Origin of the sequence: Flexibacter flexilis DSM 6793, assembly GCF_900112255.1 — a bacterium.
GTDB lineage: Bacteria > Bacteroidota > Bacteroidia > Cytophagales > Flexibacteraceae > Flexibacter > Flexibacter flexilis.
The window spans coordinates 577,927-594,455 of the sequence record NZ_FOLE01000001.1; the positions used below are offsets into that span (position 1 = coordinate 577,927).

Consider the following 16,529-nt stretch of genomic DNA (forward strand, 5'->3'; position numbering starts at 1 on the left):
CTTACTTTTTAGGTTCGTCTTTAATGCCTTCTTCTATTTCGCTTTTGATTTCGCGTGTTGCGTCTTTGAACTCGCGAATGCCTTTACCCAAACCTCTTGCCAGTTCAGGAATTTTTTTAGCACCAAAGAAAATAAGTACCAAAAGCAATACAAGGACGATTTCGCCTGTACCCAAGCCTCCCAAAAAGCCGAATATAAAATTAGTTTGTGTCATCGTTTGGAAATGTTTATGTAAAAAACCGCCGCAAAGATAGGCAGTAAATTGTAATTTTGGGTTTTTATTAAGAATATTTTAACAGCTAAAAGCCGCCTAATCCTAATAGCACGTTGGCGATATGCGCGGCAATAGGTTCTTTATTTTGCTCAAAAACAAAGAAAAAACATTGTTTACGCCAAAGAAAATCCCTTCGCCTGTAAGCCACACGACGAAGGGATTTTATTAAAAAGAAGAATATCAAAGGCTTAATAGTCGCCAAGTGTGCATTCTAACTGCGAAAGTGCGTTAGAAAGTTGCTCGTCGTTTGGTGCAACGCCGTGCCATTTGTGGCTGCCCATCATGAAATCTACGCCGTAGCCCATTTCCGTATGCAACAAAATCATTACGGGTTTGCCTTTGCCGCTCAATTGTTTGGCAGTTTCCAAAGCCGCTACCACGCTGGCCATGTTGTTGCCTTCGGCCACCTCCAACACGTCCCAGCCGAACGCTTCCCATTTGGCAGCCAAATTGCCCAACGAATTTACTTTAGCCACAGGGCCATCAATTTGCTGACCGTTGTAATCCACGATACCGATAAGGTTATCAATCTGGTTGTGCGCCGCGTACATGGCCGCTTCCCACACTTGTCCTTCTTGCAACTCGCCGTCGCCCATCAACACGTACACGTTTTTGTCGTCTTTGTTGAGCTTTTTGGCTTGCGCTGCACCAGATGCCACCGACAAGCCTTGTCCCAACGAACCTGACGCGATGCGTACACCTTCCAAATGTTCGTGTGTGGTTGGGTGGCCTTGTAGGCGCGAGTCGATGCGGCGGAACGTAGCCAATTCACTCACAGGGAAATAACCCGCACGTGCCAACACACTGTAAAACATCGGCGAGGTGTGTCCGTTGGACAAAAAGAAAAGGTCTTCGCCTACGCCGTCCATGCTGAATTGGTTGTTGTGGTGCATTTGACGGAAATAAAGAGCCACCAGCAAATCCGTGCAACCCAAAGAGCCGCCAGGGTGTCCAGATTGGCAAGCGTGTACCATGCGCAAAATATCGCGGCGCACTTGTGAAGCTATACTGCTAAGTTGCTGAATATCTTTCATTTGTGTAATTAATAAGTTGATTTATTTTAAGATTTGGGCGGCGTGTGCCGACGTTTTTACTTTGTCAATAATCTGCGCAATCTGGCCGTTTTCGTCTATAACAAACGTGGTGCGAACCGTGCCCATGTATTTGCGTCCGTACATAGATTTTTCTTTCCAAACCCCGTACAAATTCACGACTTTTTGGTCGGTGTCGGAGATGAGCGGAAAGTTTAGGCTATATTTTTCAATAAATTTCAGGTGCGACTTTTCGTTGTCGATGCTTACGCCGATCGTATGATAACCAGCTTGTTGCAAAGGCTCTTGGTGGTCGCGGAGGTTGCAGGCTTGTGCCGTGCAGCCGCTTGTATCATCTTTTGGATAAAAATAAAGAATTACCTTTTTGCCCAAAAAATCAGAGAGACGAATGGTTTGGCCGTTTTGGTCTTTTGCCTCAAAATCAGGGGCTTTGTCGCCGATTTGTAACATAAAACGAAAGGAAAAAGAATGATGTTGAATTAGATGGCGGCAAAGCTACATAAAATCTGCGTGGAGGGAACTATCTTTTACTAATAAAATGCACCAAAGCCAGCGTATAACTTTCCATACCGAAACCCGAAATCACGCCCACACAATTTTTACTCAACATACTTTTGTGGCGATAGTCTTCGCGCGAATGCACATTGGAAATATGTACTTCTATCACGGGCGTTTTGATGGCCGAAATCGCGTCGGCAATGGCCACAGACGTATGCGTATAGCCGCCAGCGTTCAGGATAATGCCATTGTGCGAAAAGCCCGCCGCGTGCAGTGCGTTAATGATTTCCCCTTCCACATTGGACTGGAAATACTCTAACTGTACGTCCGAAAATTGTTGTTGCAAGTTGGTCAGGTAGTATTCAAAAGACATACTTCCGTAAACGGAAGGTTCGCGCACGCCCAACAAATTGAGGTTAGGGCCATTGATTATCAGTATTCTCATGTACCAAAACGGATTTGAGTCTTGAATAAATTTTGAAGAATTAATAGCGGCAATATATAGTTTTTTGGTAAAAGCGAAAACCTTTAGATACCTTTGTTCTGTAATTTAATGATAGCCTTACCGCTATGAACATCAGTATAAAATCCATACTCAAAGCACACGATTTGCGCCTCACAGAGCCGCGTGAACATATTTTACAATTATTTTTGGACAAAGCCTACGCGCTTTCGCAGCCTTACATCGAAAGTTCCGTGAACGCTGCCATAGACCGCGTAACAGTGTATCGCACGCTCAAAACTTTTGTAGAAAAAGGCATTATCCATAAAGTGCCCGACGATACCGAAACGGCACATTACGCCCTGTGTAGTCCCGCGTGCGAAGGCGGACACGGCCATCACCACCACGACCACGTACATTTCAAATGCGTGTCGTGCAACCTTACGCAATGTATTGACAATGTGCATATTCCGAAAATAACATTACCTACGGGTTATCAGTTTTTGGAAGCAAATTTGCTGGTACAAGGCGTTTGCGACAAATGCCATAGTGCGTAATTAAGTCATTAAAAAGGCGTAAGTCTTGGACTTGCGTGTATATTTGCACCAAATCAAACGATTAAATCAGCTTCCATTTTTCAACAAAAACAAAACAATTAAACTTTGTTATTGCTTTTCAAAGCCATGACCGAACAACAATTATTAATGTTTACCTCTCCGATGATGGCGTTTTTTATTGCGCTGGAAATCGTGCTGAGTTGGTATTTCAATCGCCCGACCTATAACACAAAAGACACGGCCATCAACCTGACTTGTACAGCCCTCAACGGCGGTTTGGACTTGCTTACACGCGGATTTACGTTTGCCATTTTGGTATTTTGTTCGCAGTACAGTTTCTTTCATTTTACAGAAAAAAGTTATTTCTACTGGATAAGTCTTTTTATTATCCATGATTTGCTGTACTACTTGCTGCATTTGACCGACCATTACAGCCGATTTTTTTGGGCAGTTCACGTAACACATCACTCTTCCCAAAAATTCAATTTATCGGTTGCGATTCGTTCGTCGGTGTTTCAGCCGCTGTATCGCTTTGTTTTTTACATTCCGCTGATGTTTTTGGGCTACGACCCACTGGATTTGGCTTTTATTTTTGCGGTAAGTCAGACCTACGGTTTTTTTGTACACACCGAGTCGGTCGGCAAGCTGGGTTTCTTGGAATGGTTCATGGTAACGCCCTCGCACCACCGCGTGCACCATGCTTCTAATGTTCGGTATTTGGACAAAAATATGGGCATGGTACTCATTATTTGGGATAAAATATTTGGTACTTTTGCCGAAGAGACCGAAAAGCCGCGCTACGGCCTGACCAGCAACCAAGAAAGCTACAATCCCATAAACATTGTGTTTTATGAATGGCGCAATATTTGGCACGACCTGAAAGAGAAAAAAGCCACTTTTTGGCAAAAAATGATGTATGTGTTTGGCCCTCCAGGGTGGAGCCACGACGGAAGTACGCTTACCTCCAGTCAGTTGCGGGCGCAAGAAGCCGCCACAGAAAATGCAACTAAACAATAGTTTTCAGTGTTATAGAATCAATAAAATTTCAAATATTTAACTAAAAAAATAATATGTCATTAGTTCTTAAAAAAGCCCCAATTTTCCGCGCTCCTGCGGTCGTAAACGGCAACCAAATCGTAGAAGATTTCTCTTTGGAGCAATTCATCGGCAAAAAAGAGGTTGTATTTTTCTTTTACCCAAAAGATTTCACTTTCGTTTGCCCAACTGAAATTTTGGCTTTCCAAAGCAAATTGGCCGAATTTGAAAAACGCAATGTAGCCGTAGTAGGTTGCTCAACCGATACAGAAGAAACGCACTTAGCGTGGCTTTCTACACCTAAAAAACAAGGCGGTATCGAAGGCGTAACTTATCCGATTGTAGCTGACACAGCAAAAACCATCGCTACAAACTTTGGCGTTTTAGCTGGCGACTACACTTACAACGAAGAAGGCGAAATGGAGTTTGTGGGTGCACCAATCGCACTGCGCGGCACATTTTTGATTGATAAAAAAGGCGTTGTACGTCACTGCGTAATCAATGACTTCCCATTGGGTCGTAACATTGATGATGCTTTGCGTATGGTGGACGCGCTTCAGTTCACGGAAGAGCACGGCGAAGTTTGTCCTGCTAACTGGGAACAAGGCAAAGACGCAATGCAAGCAACACGCGAAGGCGTAGCGTCGTATTTGGCAGCTCACTAAGCCGAGCCGTTCGGATACCAAAATGATTGCGGGGCGCAAACCTTTGGTTTGCGCCCCGCAATCATTTTAAGCTTATAGACAATTAGTTAACTTTAATTTTGCGGGTTTTGATGCCGATTTCTTCGCCCATCGTGCTTTCGCGTATTTCGATGGTTTTGGGTGCGACACTGCGCACTACGTCGGGGTTGTCGGCCAAATGGCTGCAATACACCGAAAACGGCTTGATGAGTTCGCGCCAACGGCCATTGGTCTGAAACGTATAAACGTGGCAAGCTTGCCAACAACTCGTCCACCACGACGGCACTAAAGACAGTTCGTCGCGGCCATCGCCGTTCAAATCGCCTTCGTTCTGGAGCGCGTCCGAGCCGATACACTGCGGCACAATAATGCCTCGTATTTTGGGATTAGAAAAACGAATAATGCACTGACAATCACCGCCGTTGCATTGCCCAAAGTCGTCTTCTGTTTTTTGTTCTTTCATGTTGGACGTAATCCAAGCAAATTCGGGTTTGCCATCGCCGTCAAAATCGCCTTTGAGCGCGTCAGCAGGAATTTTTTGTGCAAAACCCGTTAGATTTATTCCCCAACAAAAAAACAATATAGCACTGATTTTCAGTATTTTCATTTGACTAAACTAAAAGATTATGGCTCAATAAATACGCCACTTTTCGACTCCCAGCGGCCTGTGGCAAACATTACAATTGTGAGCAAAGTCCAAGCCACAATCGCGCCAATTACACTGTAAGTGAACACTTTATATTTGAAAGTTTCGCGTTTGGCTTCCAAATAGTCCACCACGTTGTTAAGCACTTTTTCTAAGCGCACAAAGCGGGCATCGTTAATCACCACATAATCGTAAGCACCGTACTTGACCATCTCAGTAGCTACTTTTGCATTGTCGTGGGTAGAGAAAAATATTACTTCCGTGTGATGTTCGAGTTTTTTTATCTCTTTCAAAATTTTTGCGCCATCGCGCTCGGTTTCGTCCATTGTATTAAGGTCATAATCCACAACAACAGCCATCGGATGTTGGTCTAAAGCAGCCAAACAACTAGCACTATTAGCAAAATACACAAATTCAAAGTCATGGGATTTGGAAAAGCTATCGGCCATAAGTCGTGTGTTCAGCCCGTCATTTTCTATGATAAATACAACTTTTTTTTTAGGTACTTTTTTCATTGTCGTTTTATTTTGAGATGATTGTCTTGCAAATATGTATTTTTATATCATTTAAAATATGATGTTTGTCAGTATCGCACTATACCGTTTTGAAATATCAATTTACCTGACAAGAGGCATTGTTAGTCGAAAAATCATTGCAATACACAATGTTATGTAGTATCATTACTCGCATAAATCACATAAATGTTGTTACCTCCCTGCCTGTTCCAATAATCTACGATGAATTCCGTTTTAAAATAGAAAATTCACTATCTTTCTTCACCAAAATTGGCGACAAACAAAATCTAATCTATGGAACTGGTACATATTCTTCAGGCAACAACAATGTCCTGTTATGATGCGCTGAGCCAATCTGTGATGAACTTGGCAGCCAAACAAGCCAAAGCAGGCCTGCACACCAAAGTTTGGTTTGTTACAGACAATCCGCACCTAGACTATGCCCTTGCCAACTACGAAATAAGCCTTTTTCCGCGACTGCTTAACCCTTGGGCTATTGATACCCAACTCACAGAAGCCATACAATGTACCAAACCCAATACTGTTTTTCATCTTCACGGCGAATTTTCGGCTTTTAATTATGTAGTGGCCAAAACATTACACGCTGCTAACAAACCTTTTATTTTTACGTTTTTTCCGCAGTGCACCTCTTCACAAATTGATAAAGCAAATAAAATATTGCAGAAAACATTATTTCAGAAAAAAATTATAAAATTAGCCTCTGTAATTCATGGTTTTGCGGCAAACCAGATGCCTTCTGCAATCAACAAAAGCAAAATTATTCCGCATGGCTTTGAGGTGAGCCAAACCATGCAATCAATGCGCAGTAATGATAAGTTTATTTGTTCTTATAACCTAACGAACTGTTCCAATCCTCATTTGCTCAATATAATAGCAAAATCCTTTAACTATTTTTTACTCCAAAATCCCAATACAGAATTATGGATACTGGACAAATCCAAACAAATACGCGCCTTTGAAAAGATAATTAAAACACATAACATCCAAAATAATGTCATTTTCTGGAATGAGCAAGCGGCTTCCGAACGGAGTAAATTACTATCTTACAGCCATTTGTATTTAGCATTATCAGAACTGGCATGGCCGAGCATCGCCATAGAAGCTGCCGCTTTGGGCGTGCCTGTCGTTGTCCCCAACAATACCCTTCTGCAACAACCCGTACAAGACTATGAGGCGGGCTGGGTTTTGTCTTCAATCAATGAAGCTAGCTTGTTAGAAGCCCTTAGTATGTTGCACAAACAAATCCAGCGGCAAGGCGTGGCCATCATGGGCGCACAAGCGCAACTTATGGTTCGGGAAGCCTACGATTGGAACAAAATTTTACCACTATACTATCAGATTTATAGCACTATTTAAAAAATACATTACTTCACACCAACTCCTTTATGAAAAAAACATTTTGCTTTTTGATTTTGCTACCCATGCTTTCCGTAGCTCAACCAGCTGATACACTAAAAGTTTACGAGCCATCTACTAATTTTTCTGACAAATTGTCGTCGCTATACCGACACAAACATTTTTGCACATATGTAGTACCGACCTCGCTGATAGGTGCAGGTTTGGCAATGGCAGGCAAAAGCCCTGAATCTGGCAAAAATGAATTGAAAGAAGCTCGCGATAAATTCTTTCCTGCGTTTCATTCTCACATAGACGACCAATTACAATTTGCGCCGATTGCAGTGGCTTACGGGTTGGATGCATTAGGCTTGCACTCCAAAACCGACTTTTTGAACAAAAGTATTATTCTGATGAAAAGCGAATTGGCCATGACCGCCATCGTTACAGGACTAAAATATACGGTCAGGGAAACACGCCCCGACAAAAGTGCTAAAAACTCCTTCCCTTCTGGCCATACGGCGCAGGCCTTTGTCGCAGCTACTTTTCTCGACCAAGAATACGGCCAGCGTTACCCGTGGCTTTCGTGTGTGGGGTATGTATTGGCCTCGTCGGTGGGAGCTATGCGCGTACTGAACAACAAACATTACATGAGCGATGTGCTGGCTGGTGCAGGTATTGGGTATCTGTCTGTAAAACTAGCCTATGCTACTCACCAATACCGATTCCAACACAAACGAAAAAAAGCAATTAAATTTTAATTACAATCCCATTACAAAAGTAATCCTAATTCGGTAATGCGTTTAGGTTTGGCCAAATGAATCGTGTGCAATCCCAAACGCGCTGCCGTGTCTGTATGCAATGAAGTATCATCAATAAAAAGCGTTTCGGTGGGGTTGAGGTTATTTTCGTCCAATACTAATTCAAAAATATTGGCGTTGGGTTTGCGCATTCCCACCAAATGCGAATAATAGGCTTTATCGAAAATTTCGGCTAGTTCCGAGCCGCCAAATGTTTTTCTATACAAGGCATCAAAAGCCTGTTGGTGTAGTAAGTTGGTGTTGCTCAACACGAAAACTTTTTTATCTTGATTGCGCAACTCTCGTATAAGTTTCAGATTGTCTGGCGGATAGTTCAAAATAATAGCATTCCAAGCCGCATCAAAAGCTTCTGGCGTAGCCCTAAAGCCCATTAGGCGTTCGAGCTGTGGCCGAAACTCGGCAGGCATAACCAAACCCATTTCAAAAGCATCAAAAAGCGGGTGTTGTTTATATTGGCTGTATAATTTATCGAAATCAGCGGCCCCCAAATCCGTGAAGGCTTTGGAAAATATGCCGTAATCAATATCCAAAACAACGCCCCCTAAATCGAAAATGATATTTTTGAACGTCCCCATTTGTGTTTGTCTGTCTGTAAATAATTAGAAATAAGGAAAGGTAAATCTGTAGTTTAACCGCGAATATCGCAAAAATTATCAATAATCTAAGTTTTTGTTAGAAAACATAGCACAAAAAAAGCATAATTTCCTTATTTGACTTAAAAATTGAATCTTATTGAGTTTATTTTGTTGTGTTATTTTTTTAATATAATATTTTTTGACACTAATACGTTAATTTTGTTCTGATTGTTGCGGTATTTTATAGCATCTTTTACCTTTGGGTTATGTTTTTTTATGAAAAAATAAAGCGATTTTCTCGTCGTCGTTGGTTACGTTGGATTGCAGGCGTACTCGGCTGCCTGCTTTTGGGGCTCTGGATTGCCGACAAAGTTTGTCCGTTGCCAACTTTGCCGCAATACTCGCCGCTGGTGATGGCACAAGATAGTACGATTTTGCACGCTGCTCTAAGCCCCGACGACAAATGGCGTATGCAAACCGAACTCCACGAAATTACGCCCGATTTGCGCCGTGTGATTTTGCATAAAGAAGACCGCTATTTTTATTATCACTTTGGCATAAATCCATTTGCTATCGGCAAAGCCTTCATTAACAATATAGTACATGGTCGCACGCTTTCGGGAGCTTCTACGATTACGATGCAGGTAGCGCGACTTTTGCAACCCAAATCCCGTACGTATTCGCATAAACTACTGGAAGTGTTGCGTGCACTGCAACTGGAATGGCATTATAGCAAAGACGAAATCCTACAGCTTTACTTAAATCTGGTGTCTTACGGCGGCAATGTGGAAGGCGTAAAAGCGGCTTCTTTGTTGTATTTTGGTCAAAAACCCGACAAATTAAGTTTGGCGCAAGTGGTAGCTTTGTCCATTATTCCGAATCGGCCTACTTCTTTACGGCTGGGTCGCAACAATCAATTGCTTTTAGCGGAGCGAAATAAATGGCTTCAAAAACTTAAAAGTGCGAATCTCTTTGACAGTGCCACCATTGCCGATGCCATCGACGAGCCGCTTACGCCTAAGCGCGTTCCTGCGCCTACGCAAGCCCCACATTTGGCCAGACTTTTACAACAACGCTTTTCCAATCAAGCACTTATCTACACGTCAGTTCGGACGCTGACCCAACAAAAAACGCAACAATTGGCATATAATTATGTGCAAAGGCTGCATTTTCGGAATATTCATAATGCGGCGGTGTTGGTGGTGAACAACCAAACGCATCAGATAGAAGCCTATGTCGGGTCTTCGGATTACACGGACGAAGCCAATGGCGGCCAAGTAAACGGCATTCGTGCCGTGCGTTCGCCAGGTAGTACGCTTAAGCCGCTGGTTTATGGTTTGGCATTTGATAAAGGGCTGATTACGCCAAAAACCAGCCTCAACGACGTACCTACGAATTTCGATGGTTATTCTCCCGACAATTTTGACCACAAATTTAATGGCCGCGTAACGGTGGAAACGGCCTTAGCTTATTCGCTAAATGTGCCAGCCGTCAAGACGTTAGAAATATTGGGCGTGCCTGCGCTTACCGCTTCGCTCAAGCAGGCGGGTTTTGCACAAATTGCCGCCGACCAATACAAATTGGGGCTTTCGGCTGCGCTGGGCGGTTGTGGTGTAACCTTAGAGGAGCTTTGCGGCTTGTACTCGGCTTTTGCCAATGGCGGAAACTGCTACATGCTTTCGGCTGTGCCGCAAGAAAAACCTGTGTTGCGTTCGCGCTTGGTGTCGGGCGAAGCCGCTTTTATGCTTACCGAGATTTTAAGCCAAATTTCCAGACCAGATTTGCCGCATAATTTTGCCAGCAGTGCGCACATCCCGAAAGTAGCTTGGAAAACGGGCACATCGTATGGCCGTCGCGACGCGTGGAGTATTGGTTATAATCATCGCTACACGGTGGGCGTGTGGGTCGGCAATTTTTCGGGCGAAGGCGTGCCCGAACTCACGGGTGCGGACATTGCCACTCCGCTCATGTTCGAGGTGTTCAATAGCATTGATTATAATTCTACAAATAACTGGTTTGCTCGCCCCAACGGCCTGAAAGACAGATTAGTTTGCGCCCAAACGGGACTTTTGCCTAACTTTTTTTGTAAGGAATTAATGACGGATTATTATTTACCTTTGGTTTCGTCGGGGCAACGTTGCCAGCATTTGCGGGAAGTGCTGGTGTCGGCTGACGAAAGTTGCTCGTATTGTAGTGCTTGCGTGCCTGAGTCGGGTTACAAACGTAAAATGTATCCATATTTTGCCCCCGAATTGTTGGCTTTTTATAAAGAAACGCACAGCCATCGCGCCGAACAAATCCCGCCACATTATGCACTTTGCAGGCGTATTTTGGGTAATGAACCGCCGCGCATTGTGTCGCCCGCCAATTTGCACGAATATTTTTGGGAGAAAGGCGAAGAAACAAAACTCATGTTGGCCTGCCAAGCTGCCGCCGACGTACAAACGGTGTATTGGTACATCAATGACCATTTTTTGGCGGAAGCCCAAAGCATGGAGCATTTATTTTTTGAACCCGAACGCGGAAACATCAAAATTTCCTGTACCGACGACAAAGGCCGTACTTCGCACATCGAAATTTTGGTGAAATAAATACAACCTATTTCAAGGCCTCTGCTTCTTTGTTGATGGCCACGTAATAGGCTTGGTCTTTGGAGGCACTGTATAATTTTTTGGCTAAAGTTTTATTGCCTGCTCGCTTAGCGATGCGTGCCAACCCAGCGTAAGCCAATGCCTTGTGAAAATCACTTTGGCGGCGCAATGTTTTGGTAGTGGCCAGTGCTTTATCGTACCAAATTTTGGCTTTGGCATCGTCGCGGTCGTGGCGTTCGGCAATGATTCCTCTAAAGACTTGGGCTGCACCCACGTACACGGGTTTTCCGTTGGCTTCGAGGCGGTCGGCGATGGTTTCGGCTGCCGCAAAATTGTTGTTGGCTAGTTCCACTTCTGCCGTAAGCATTCCAAATACTAAATTTTGTGGGTGTTCGACGTAAAGCGGTCGGGCAAACTGCAAGGCTTTGGCGGGTTGGTTTTCATAGTGCAAATAAATGTGCGACAAAAACGTAAGAGCTTCCGTACGCATAAACACCGATTTCCCTGCCGAAATCTCAATGTCTCGTAGGCCTGCCATTTTATTCCCCGAAACAAAAAAAGCCATAAATGGTTTATACACAGGATTTACTTCGGGATAAAATTCGCGATAGTAGAAATACAGCCCAGTCGAAAAATAAAATTCGTCGTATTTTTCTTTGAGGCCAAAGCCGCGTTTCATGTAGATATAGGCTTTGCGAGCGTGCGAAAGTGCTTTCATGTAATCGCCTGCTTCCGAGTCTTGGCGTGCGAGCATTCCGTAAGCCATCGTCACAAAAAAAGTAGCTTCTAAGTTTTCTGATTCTTGGTCGAGCATCGCATCCGAGTAAGTAACAGCATCGTATAAATGCTTGCGATACGCGGCGTTTTCTTTGGCATCGTAGGGCTGGCCTAGTACTTTCCACCAATACCGATGCAATCCCAAAAACACGTGATAAGCAGGGTGTTGCGCGTACTTCACACTGACTTTACGCACGGTTTGAGCCGAACGCTCAAACTCCAAACTATACATTTGCGTTAAAGCCTGCTCAAACACGAGCATCGCGGGTTTGTCGGCAAGCAGCACTGGTGGCATCGCCGCCAACCCAACCCGCCAACCCACTACGGCCAGCAGCGTCAGTAAAATATATTTCAAATTCATACAAACAGTAAACTCAACAGATATAAAACTTCGATTAAATGTATAACAAATAAATGCTACGATACATTATGAAGCCACTAATATTTTTTTGAAACATATTCTCTATATTTCGAAAAACATGACAAGAATCATACAATAGATTGATATATAACAATTTAAAGCAAATCATAGCTTTTGGGCAAACTAACGCACAAAACACTCATAGTCAACGGATAATTCAAGAAAAAATATTACAAAAAACGTCAGAATAACCCAACTATCATACATCCTCTAACCTATCTTTCACTTCTCCGAAATATTATTTCTCAAAATAATTATTAAACTTTATTTCAAAACTCTACTATTACTTCAGATGAAACGAATAACATTAAACACGCTCATGGTTGGTATATTGGTGCTTGGGTCGCACGTAGGCTGGGCGCAAACCGACACGACGATTAATATTAGCAAACGGGCTTGGCAACTGTATTTTGAAAACAGTTCGCAGCCGAACCACTCCCCCGCCGACGATCATCGCGCCTATCACCAAATGGTAATTGCCACTGACCGTCCCGACCAAACCGAAACCCCGTTTTTAGTCCCTCAAGGCCGCCTACAAATGGAAATGGGAGCTTGGTACGAAAAAGGTCACGAATTAGATACGGATTTGGGCTACGAGGTAAAATATTTACACAATACTTATAACACTACGCTCTGGAAATATGGTATTTCCGAGCACATAGAAGCGCGACTTATTACCGAATATTTGGGCGAAAAGATTTGGAAAAAATCAAACGACAGCCTCATTTCGGATATTAAAGGCTTGAACGGCGTTTCGGTCGGTACAAAGATTTTTGTTTGCGAAGAAAATGGTTTTATTCCCAAAACCTCGTTTATTGGTCATGTGGGGCTACCTTATTTAGGTAGCAAGAAATTTAGGCCTGCGTTTTTGGCATCGCGTTTTCGATTTACCATGCAACACACACTTTCCGACATTTTTACGTTTTCTTATAACTTAGGGTTGGAGTATGGCGGCAAGCAAGAAAATACCGCTTATATATACACCACGACCGTTGGCGCAAATCTATTTACGAATTGTTCGGCTTTTGTAGAACTTTACGGTTTTGTAAGTGAAAAATCCAACCAACAAGACCAATTTGCAGGCAATTTTTTGCACGACCACCGCTTTGATGGTGGTATTTCGTATGTACTCCAAAGTAATTTGCAGGCCGACATTTCGGCTGGTTTCGGCATTTCTAAAGCCTCGCCCGACTACTTTTTGAGTTGTGGCCTCTCCTACCGTTTACCTAAGTAAAATAATACACACATAAATCAATTAAAGCCATGAAAACCATTCAATTATCTATCCGACTTCCTTTTTATGTAGGTATTTCGTGTGCCATAATCGTGAGCATTATTGCATTGTTACAACTCAAAATCACGAATACTTACGACGACAATTTGCCACTAATGGCCATGAGCGACAACCTCAAAAACAAGATTACGAAAGGCCATCTTTGGTTTGAGGAATATGTAGCTGGCGACAAGTCCATTAACCCAGAAAAAGATGTGATAGCACTGTTTTTAAACTCTCAAAAAATATTGCAAATAGCACAGAAAGGCGGTCAATCCGAACTGGGCTATCTTAACAAGATCACAGACCCTAATTTAGAACACCTGATTGCCATTTCTGAAAATCAAATAGAAGAGTTTGTAAACATTACGCGCACACGCCAAACACACACCGACGCGTTGCGTTCGGACGGCGAAGCAGCCAATGCGGGAAGCCAACTCGACCAACAATTTGATGCCAAATACGACGAGATTCAAGAAAGTTTGAGCAAACTCGGTGTGGCCATCAACGAAAAAATTCGCCGCGATGCCATGCACATCGAAACGTGGTTTGTGGTGGCTTTGGGGATGATTGTGGGGATTTTTATGGGTATCGGCTGGCTTATTTTTGTGATTCAGCGCAAAAGCGAAATATCCAAAGATAAACAGGAAAAAAAAATGGCCGAAGATGAGGCTTATATCGAACAAATGACTGCTTTTGCCGATACTATCGGGCAAGGGAATTATGACGCGGATTTTAGCATTTCCGAGCATGATAAGCTGGCCAATTCGCTACACACCATGCGCCAAAAACTCAAAACCGTAGCCGACGAAGACCGCAAACAAAATTGGGCAAATATCGGGCTGGCGCAAATGAATGATTTGTTGCGCCAAGACAGTTCCGATGAAATTGGTTTTTATCGGAGTTTTCTCACTCAATTTGTAAAATATACGAAAGCTAACCAAGCAGGCTTGTTTTTGATACGCGAAGCCGAACATACCGACCCTTATTTAGAATTGGTGGCTTGTGTGGCTTACGACCGCCAAAAATATTTGAAGAAAAAAATGGATTTGCGTGACGGACTTATTGGGCAGGCTATTTTTGAAAAAGAAATGCTTTACATGACCGAAATTCCACAAAACTATATTCGGATTACTTCGGGTCTGGGCGATGCACCACCCTCGCATTTACTCATTATTCCGTTGATTTACAACGATCAGACGTATGGAGCAATCGAAATGGCTTCGTTTTTTGCTTTTGAAAAACATCATCGCGATTTTATACAAAAAATAGCCGAAAATTTAGCTTCGACCGTTGGCATTCTCAACACCAACGTACAAACCAAAAAGCTACTGGAATCCGTACAAGCCCAAACACAAAAAATGCGCGTGCAAGAAGAAGAAATGCGCCAAAATCTGGAAGAGTTGAGTGCCACACAAGAAGAGCTTATTCGCAAAGAAAAGCACTATTTGGAGCAACTCGAACAATACCGAGACCAACGCATCAGCGCGTAAAGTGATCAATAAATGAAAAAGGTCTGCTTTTCGGTTCAGAAAAGCAGGCCTTTTTCATTTATTTTATAATCAAAGGAATCTATCGCCAGCCGCCGCCCAACGTCCTGTAAATATTGACAGTGGCCATTTGTTTACGTTTGGCAATGCCAACCAATTCGAGTTGTGCTTGCAACGAATTTTGTTGGGCAAATAATATTTCCAAATAATTGGCTTTGGCGGTTCGGTACAGCTCCGTAGAAGTTTCCACGGCACTGGCCAAAATATCAGTTTGTTGCTTTTTGAGCCAGTAAACTTGATGTATATTTTCAAGATTAGATACCTGATTGGCCACTTCCACATAAGCATTCAGAATTGTTTTTTGGTACGCGTACATGGCCGCCAATTGGCTGGCTTTGGCCGTGCTGAATTGCGCTTTGAGTGCGTTACGGTTAATCAGTGGCGCGGCCAAACTTCCCAGTGCCGAGTAAGCCAAAGACGCAGGTGTCCAAAACAAATATTTGGGATTAAAAGCCTGAAAACCTAAGCCCGCCGTAATGTTGAGGCTCGGCAAAAAGGCCATTTTGGCGGCTTGCAAATCGAATTTGGTTGCTTGCAGCGCAAAAGTTGCTTCGCGAATGTCGGGGCGATGCGTGAGCAACTGCGAAGGCACTCCCGTCGCAATTTGGGCAGGTGTTTCCCGAAACAAACCCGTTTTGTTGCGTTTGATGGCTTGCGGGTAGCGTCCGAGCAGAAAATTAATAAAATTCTGTGTCTGGATAATCTGTTGTTTGGTTTCGGTTTCCATTGCTTGTGCACTAAGCAATTGTGCTTCAAATTGTTGCACGGCCAACTGATTGGCGCGACCTACATTTTTTTGCGTCTGAATTACGTCCAAAGCCTCTTTTTGTTTTTCAACAAAACGGTTCAAAATATCCAATTCGTTATCCAATGCCACCAGTTCATAATACGCGCTGGCAATGTCGGTTACCAAGCACGATGCCACAAAATTACGTCCTTCGAGACTTGCCAAATAGTTGGCGACAGCGGCCTTGCGTTGGGTATGCAATTTGCCCCAAATATCCACTTCCCACGAAGCCTGCAAACCTACATACATATCGGGCAGATTTTCGGGAATGAGTTTACCTGGTGTAATTTCGGTGGTGGCATTGCCTGCGCCGTCCATTGTATAAAGCCCAAATTTGCGAAGCCCACCGCCTACATTGGCTTCCACTTGTGGCAATATTGCGCCCCAAGTGCCTTGTTTGGTGGCGCGTGCCATTTCGATGCGTTGCAACGCGATTTGCAAATCCAAATTATTGACCAAAGCCGTATCTATCAGCCCGATGAGCAACGAATCGGCAAAATATGTGCGCCAATTCAGGTCGGCAATAGTGGCCGTATCAGCAGAAGCCGCAGGGCTACCAAAATGCTGCGGAATAGGCTTTTGGGAAATGCTAAGATTGGTGTTAAATTTCTGACAACCAACAAAAACAAAGCCTAACACAAGGCTGTATATTGCAAAAAAAACTTTCTGTTTCATG

At 43.4% G+C, this 16,529-nt stretch carries 17 protein-coding genes; 8 read left to right on the plus strand and 9 right to left on the minus strand.

What is annotated here, in order from left to right; all coding sequences use genetic code 11:
- Nucleotide 1: 1 nt before the first annotated feature.
- From BM090_RS02480 to aroQ, 4 genes are all read right to left on the minus strand, one after another.
- A complete protein-coding gene (locus tag BM090_RS02480; RefSeq protein WP_091506741.1) occupies nucleotides 2-214 on the minus strand; it encodes a Sec-independent protein translocase subunit TatA/TatB in 213 nt (70 codons plus the stop codon).
- Nucleotides 215-462: 248 nt separating this feature from the next.
- Nucleotides 463-1,308, minus strand: a complete 846-nt coding sequence (locus tag BM090_RS02485) for a transketolase (RefSeq protein WP_091506744.1) — start codon at nucleotides 1,306-1,308, stop codon at nucleotides 463-465.
- A 21-nt stretch (nucleotides 1,309-1,329) separates the two neighbouring features.
- Entirely contained in the window at nucleotides 1,330-1,776 is a 447-nt protein-coding gene (bcp, locus tag BM090_RS02490; protein ID WP_091506747.1) for a thioredoxin-dependent thiol peroxidase, read from the minus strand.
- 70 nt (nucleotides 1,777-1,846) lie between these two features.
- A complete protein-coding gene (gene aroQ, locus BM090_RS02495; RefSeq protein WP_091506750.1) occupies nucleotides 1,847-2,269 on the minus strand; it encodes a type II 3-dehydroquinate dehydratase in 423 nt (140 codons plus the stop codon).
- 125 nt (nucleotides 2,270-2,394) lie between these two features.
- Here aroQ and BM090_RS02500 point away from each other — a divergent pair, with 125 nt between their 5' ends.
- The 3 genes from BM090_RS02500 to BM090_RS02510 all read left to right on the plus strand — a co-directional run bounded on the left by BM090_RS02500 (nucleotide 2,395) and on the right by BM090_RS02510 (nucleotide 4,523).
- Nucleotides 2,395-2,823, plus strand: a complete 429-nt coding sequence (locus BM090_RS02500; RefSeq protein WP_091506752.1) for a Fur family transcriptional regulator — start codon at nucleotides 2,395-2,397, stop codon at nucleotides 2,821-2,823.
- Between the two features lie 126 nt (nucleotides 2,824-2,949).
- Nucleotides 2,950-3,840, plus strand: a complete 891-nt coding sequence (locus tag BM090_RS02505; RefSeq protein ID WP_091506758.1) for a sterol desaturase family protein — start codon at nucleotides 2,950-2,952, stop codon at nucleotides 3,838-3,840.
- Nucleotides 3,841-3,893: 53 nt separating this feature from the next.
- Entirely contained in the window at nucleotides 3,894-4,523 is a 630-nt protein-coding gene (locus tag BM090_RS02510) for a peroxiredoxin (RefSeq protein WP_091506762.1), read from the plus strand.
- A gap of 82 nt (nucleotides 4,524-4,605) precedes the next feature.
- Here BM090_RS02510 and BM090_RS02515 read toward each other — a convergent pair whose 3' ends face one another.
- Together BM090_RS02515 and BM090_RS02520 are read right to left on the minus strand one after the other, a co-directional pair.
- On the minus strand, nucleotides 4,606-5,148 hold the full coding sequence (locus tag BM090_RS02515; RefSeq protein WP_091506765.1) for a hypothetical protein: 543 nt from the start codon (nucleotides 5,146-5,148) through the stop codon (nucleotides 4,606-4,608).
- 17 nt (nucleotides 5,149-5,165) lie between these two features.
- Nucleotides 5,166-5,702, minus strand: coding sequence for a response regulator (locus BM090_RS02520; protein ID WP_091506768.1), 537 nt, complete (start codon nucleotides 5,700-5,702; stop codon nucleotides 5,166-5,168).
- 294 nt (nucleotides 5,703-5,996) lie between these two features.
- Here BM090_RS02520 and BM090_RS02525 point away from each other — a divergent pair, with 294 nt between their 5' ends.
- Entirely contained in the window at nucleotides 5,997-7,079 is a 1,083-nt protein-coding gene (locus BM090_RS02525) for a glycosyltransferase (protein ID WP_091506772.1), read from the plus strand.
- A gap of 29 nt (nucleotides 7,080-7,108) precedes the next feature.
- Entirely contained in the window at nucleotides 7,109-7,819 is a 711-nt protein-coding gene (locus BM090_RS02530) for a phosphatase PAP2 family protein (RefSeq protein ID WP_091506775.1), read from the plus strand.
- 11 nt (nucleotides 7,820-7,830) lie between these two features.
- On the opposite strand, the gene BM090_RS02535 is transcribed toward BM090_RS02530, so the two are convergent.
- On the minus strand, nucleotides 7,831-8,454 hold the full coding sequence (locus BM090_RS02535) for an HAD family hydrolase (protein ID WP_091506779.1): 624 nt from the start codon (nucleotides 8,452-8,454) through the stop codon (nucleotides 7,831-7,833).
- 266 nt (nucleotides 8,455-8,720) lie between these two features.
- Between BM090_RS02535 and pbpC the strand changes: the two genes are divergently transcribed.
- Nucleotides 8,721-11,045 carry a penicillin-binding protein 1C gene (pbpC, locus tag BM090_RS02540; RefSeq protein WP_091506782.1) on the plus strand — a complete coding sequence of 775 codons (2,325 nt, stop codon included), beginning with the start codon at nucleotides 8,721-8,723 and terminating at the stop codon, nucleotides 11,043-11,045.
- Nucleotides 11,046-11,052: 7 nt separating this feature from the next.
- On the opposite strand, the gene BM090_RS02545 is transcribed toward pbpC, so the two are convergent.
- Nucleotides 11,053-12,183 (minus strand): hypothetical protein, encoded by a 1,131-nt coding sequence (locus tag BM090_RS02545; RefSeq protein WP_091506786.1) that lies wholly within the window; start codon nucleotides 12,181-12,183, stop codon nucleotides 11,053-11,055.
- 352 nt (nucleotides 12,184-12,535) lie between these two features.
- Here BM090_RS02545 and BM090_RS02550 point away from each other — a divergent pair, with 352 nt between their 5' ends.
- Nucleotides 12,536-13,477 carry a transporter gene (locus tag BM090_RS02550; RefSeq protein WP_091506789.1) on the plus strand — a complete coding sequence of 314 codons (942 nt, stop codon included), beginning with the start codon at nucleotides 12,536-12,538 and terminating at the stop codon, nucleotides 13,475-13,477.
- A 29-nt stretch (nucleotides 13,478-13,506) separates the two neighbouring features.
- The gene (locus tag BM090_RS02555; protein ID WP_091506792.1) at nucleotides 13,507-15,009 is read left to right on the plus strand and encodes a GAF domain-containing protein; all 1,503 of its coding nucleotides are present in this window, start codon (nucleotides 13,507-13,509) and stop codon (nucleotides 15,007-15,009) included.
- 79 nt (nucleotides 15,010-15,088) lie between these two features.
- Here BM090_RS02555 and BM090_RS02560 read toward each other — a convergent pair whose 3' ends face one another.
- Nucleotides 15,089-16,528 carry a TolC family protein gene (locus tag BM090_RS02560; protein WP_091506796.1) on the minus strand — a complete coding sequence of 480 codons (1,440 nt, stop codon included), beginning with the start codon at nucleotides 16,526-16,528 and terminating at the stop codon, nucleotides 15,089-15,091.
- Nucleotide 16,529 lies beyond the last annotated feature (1 nt).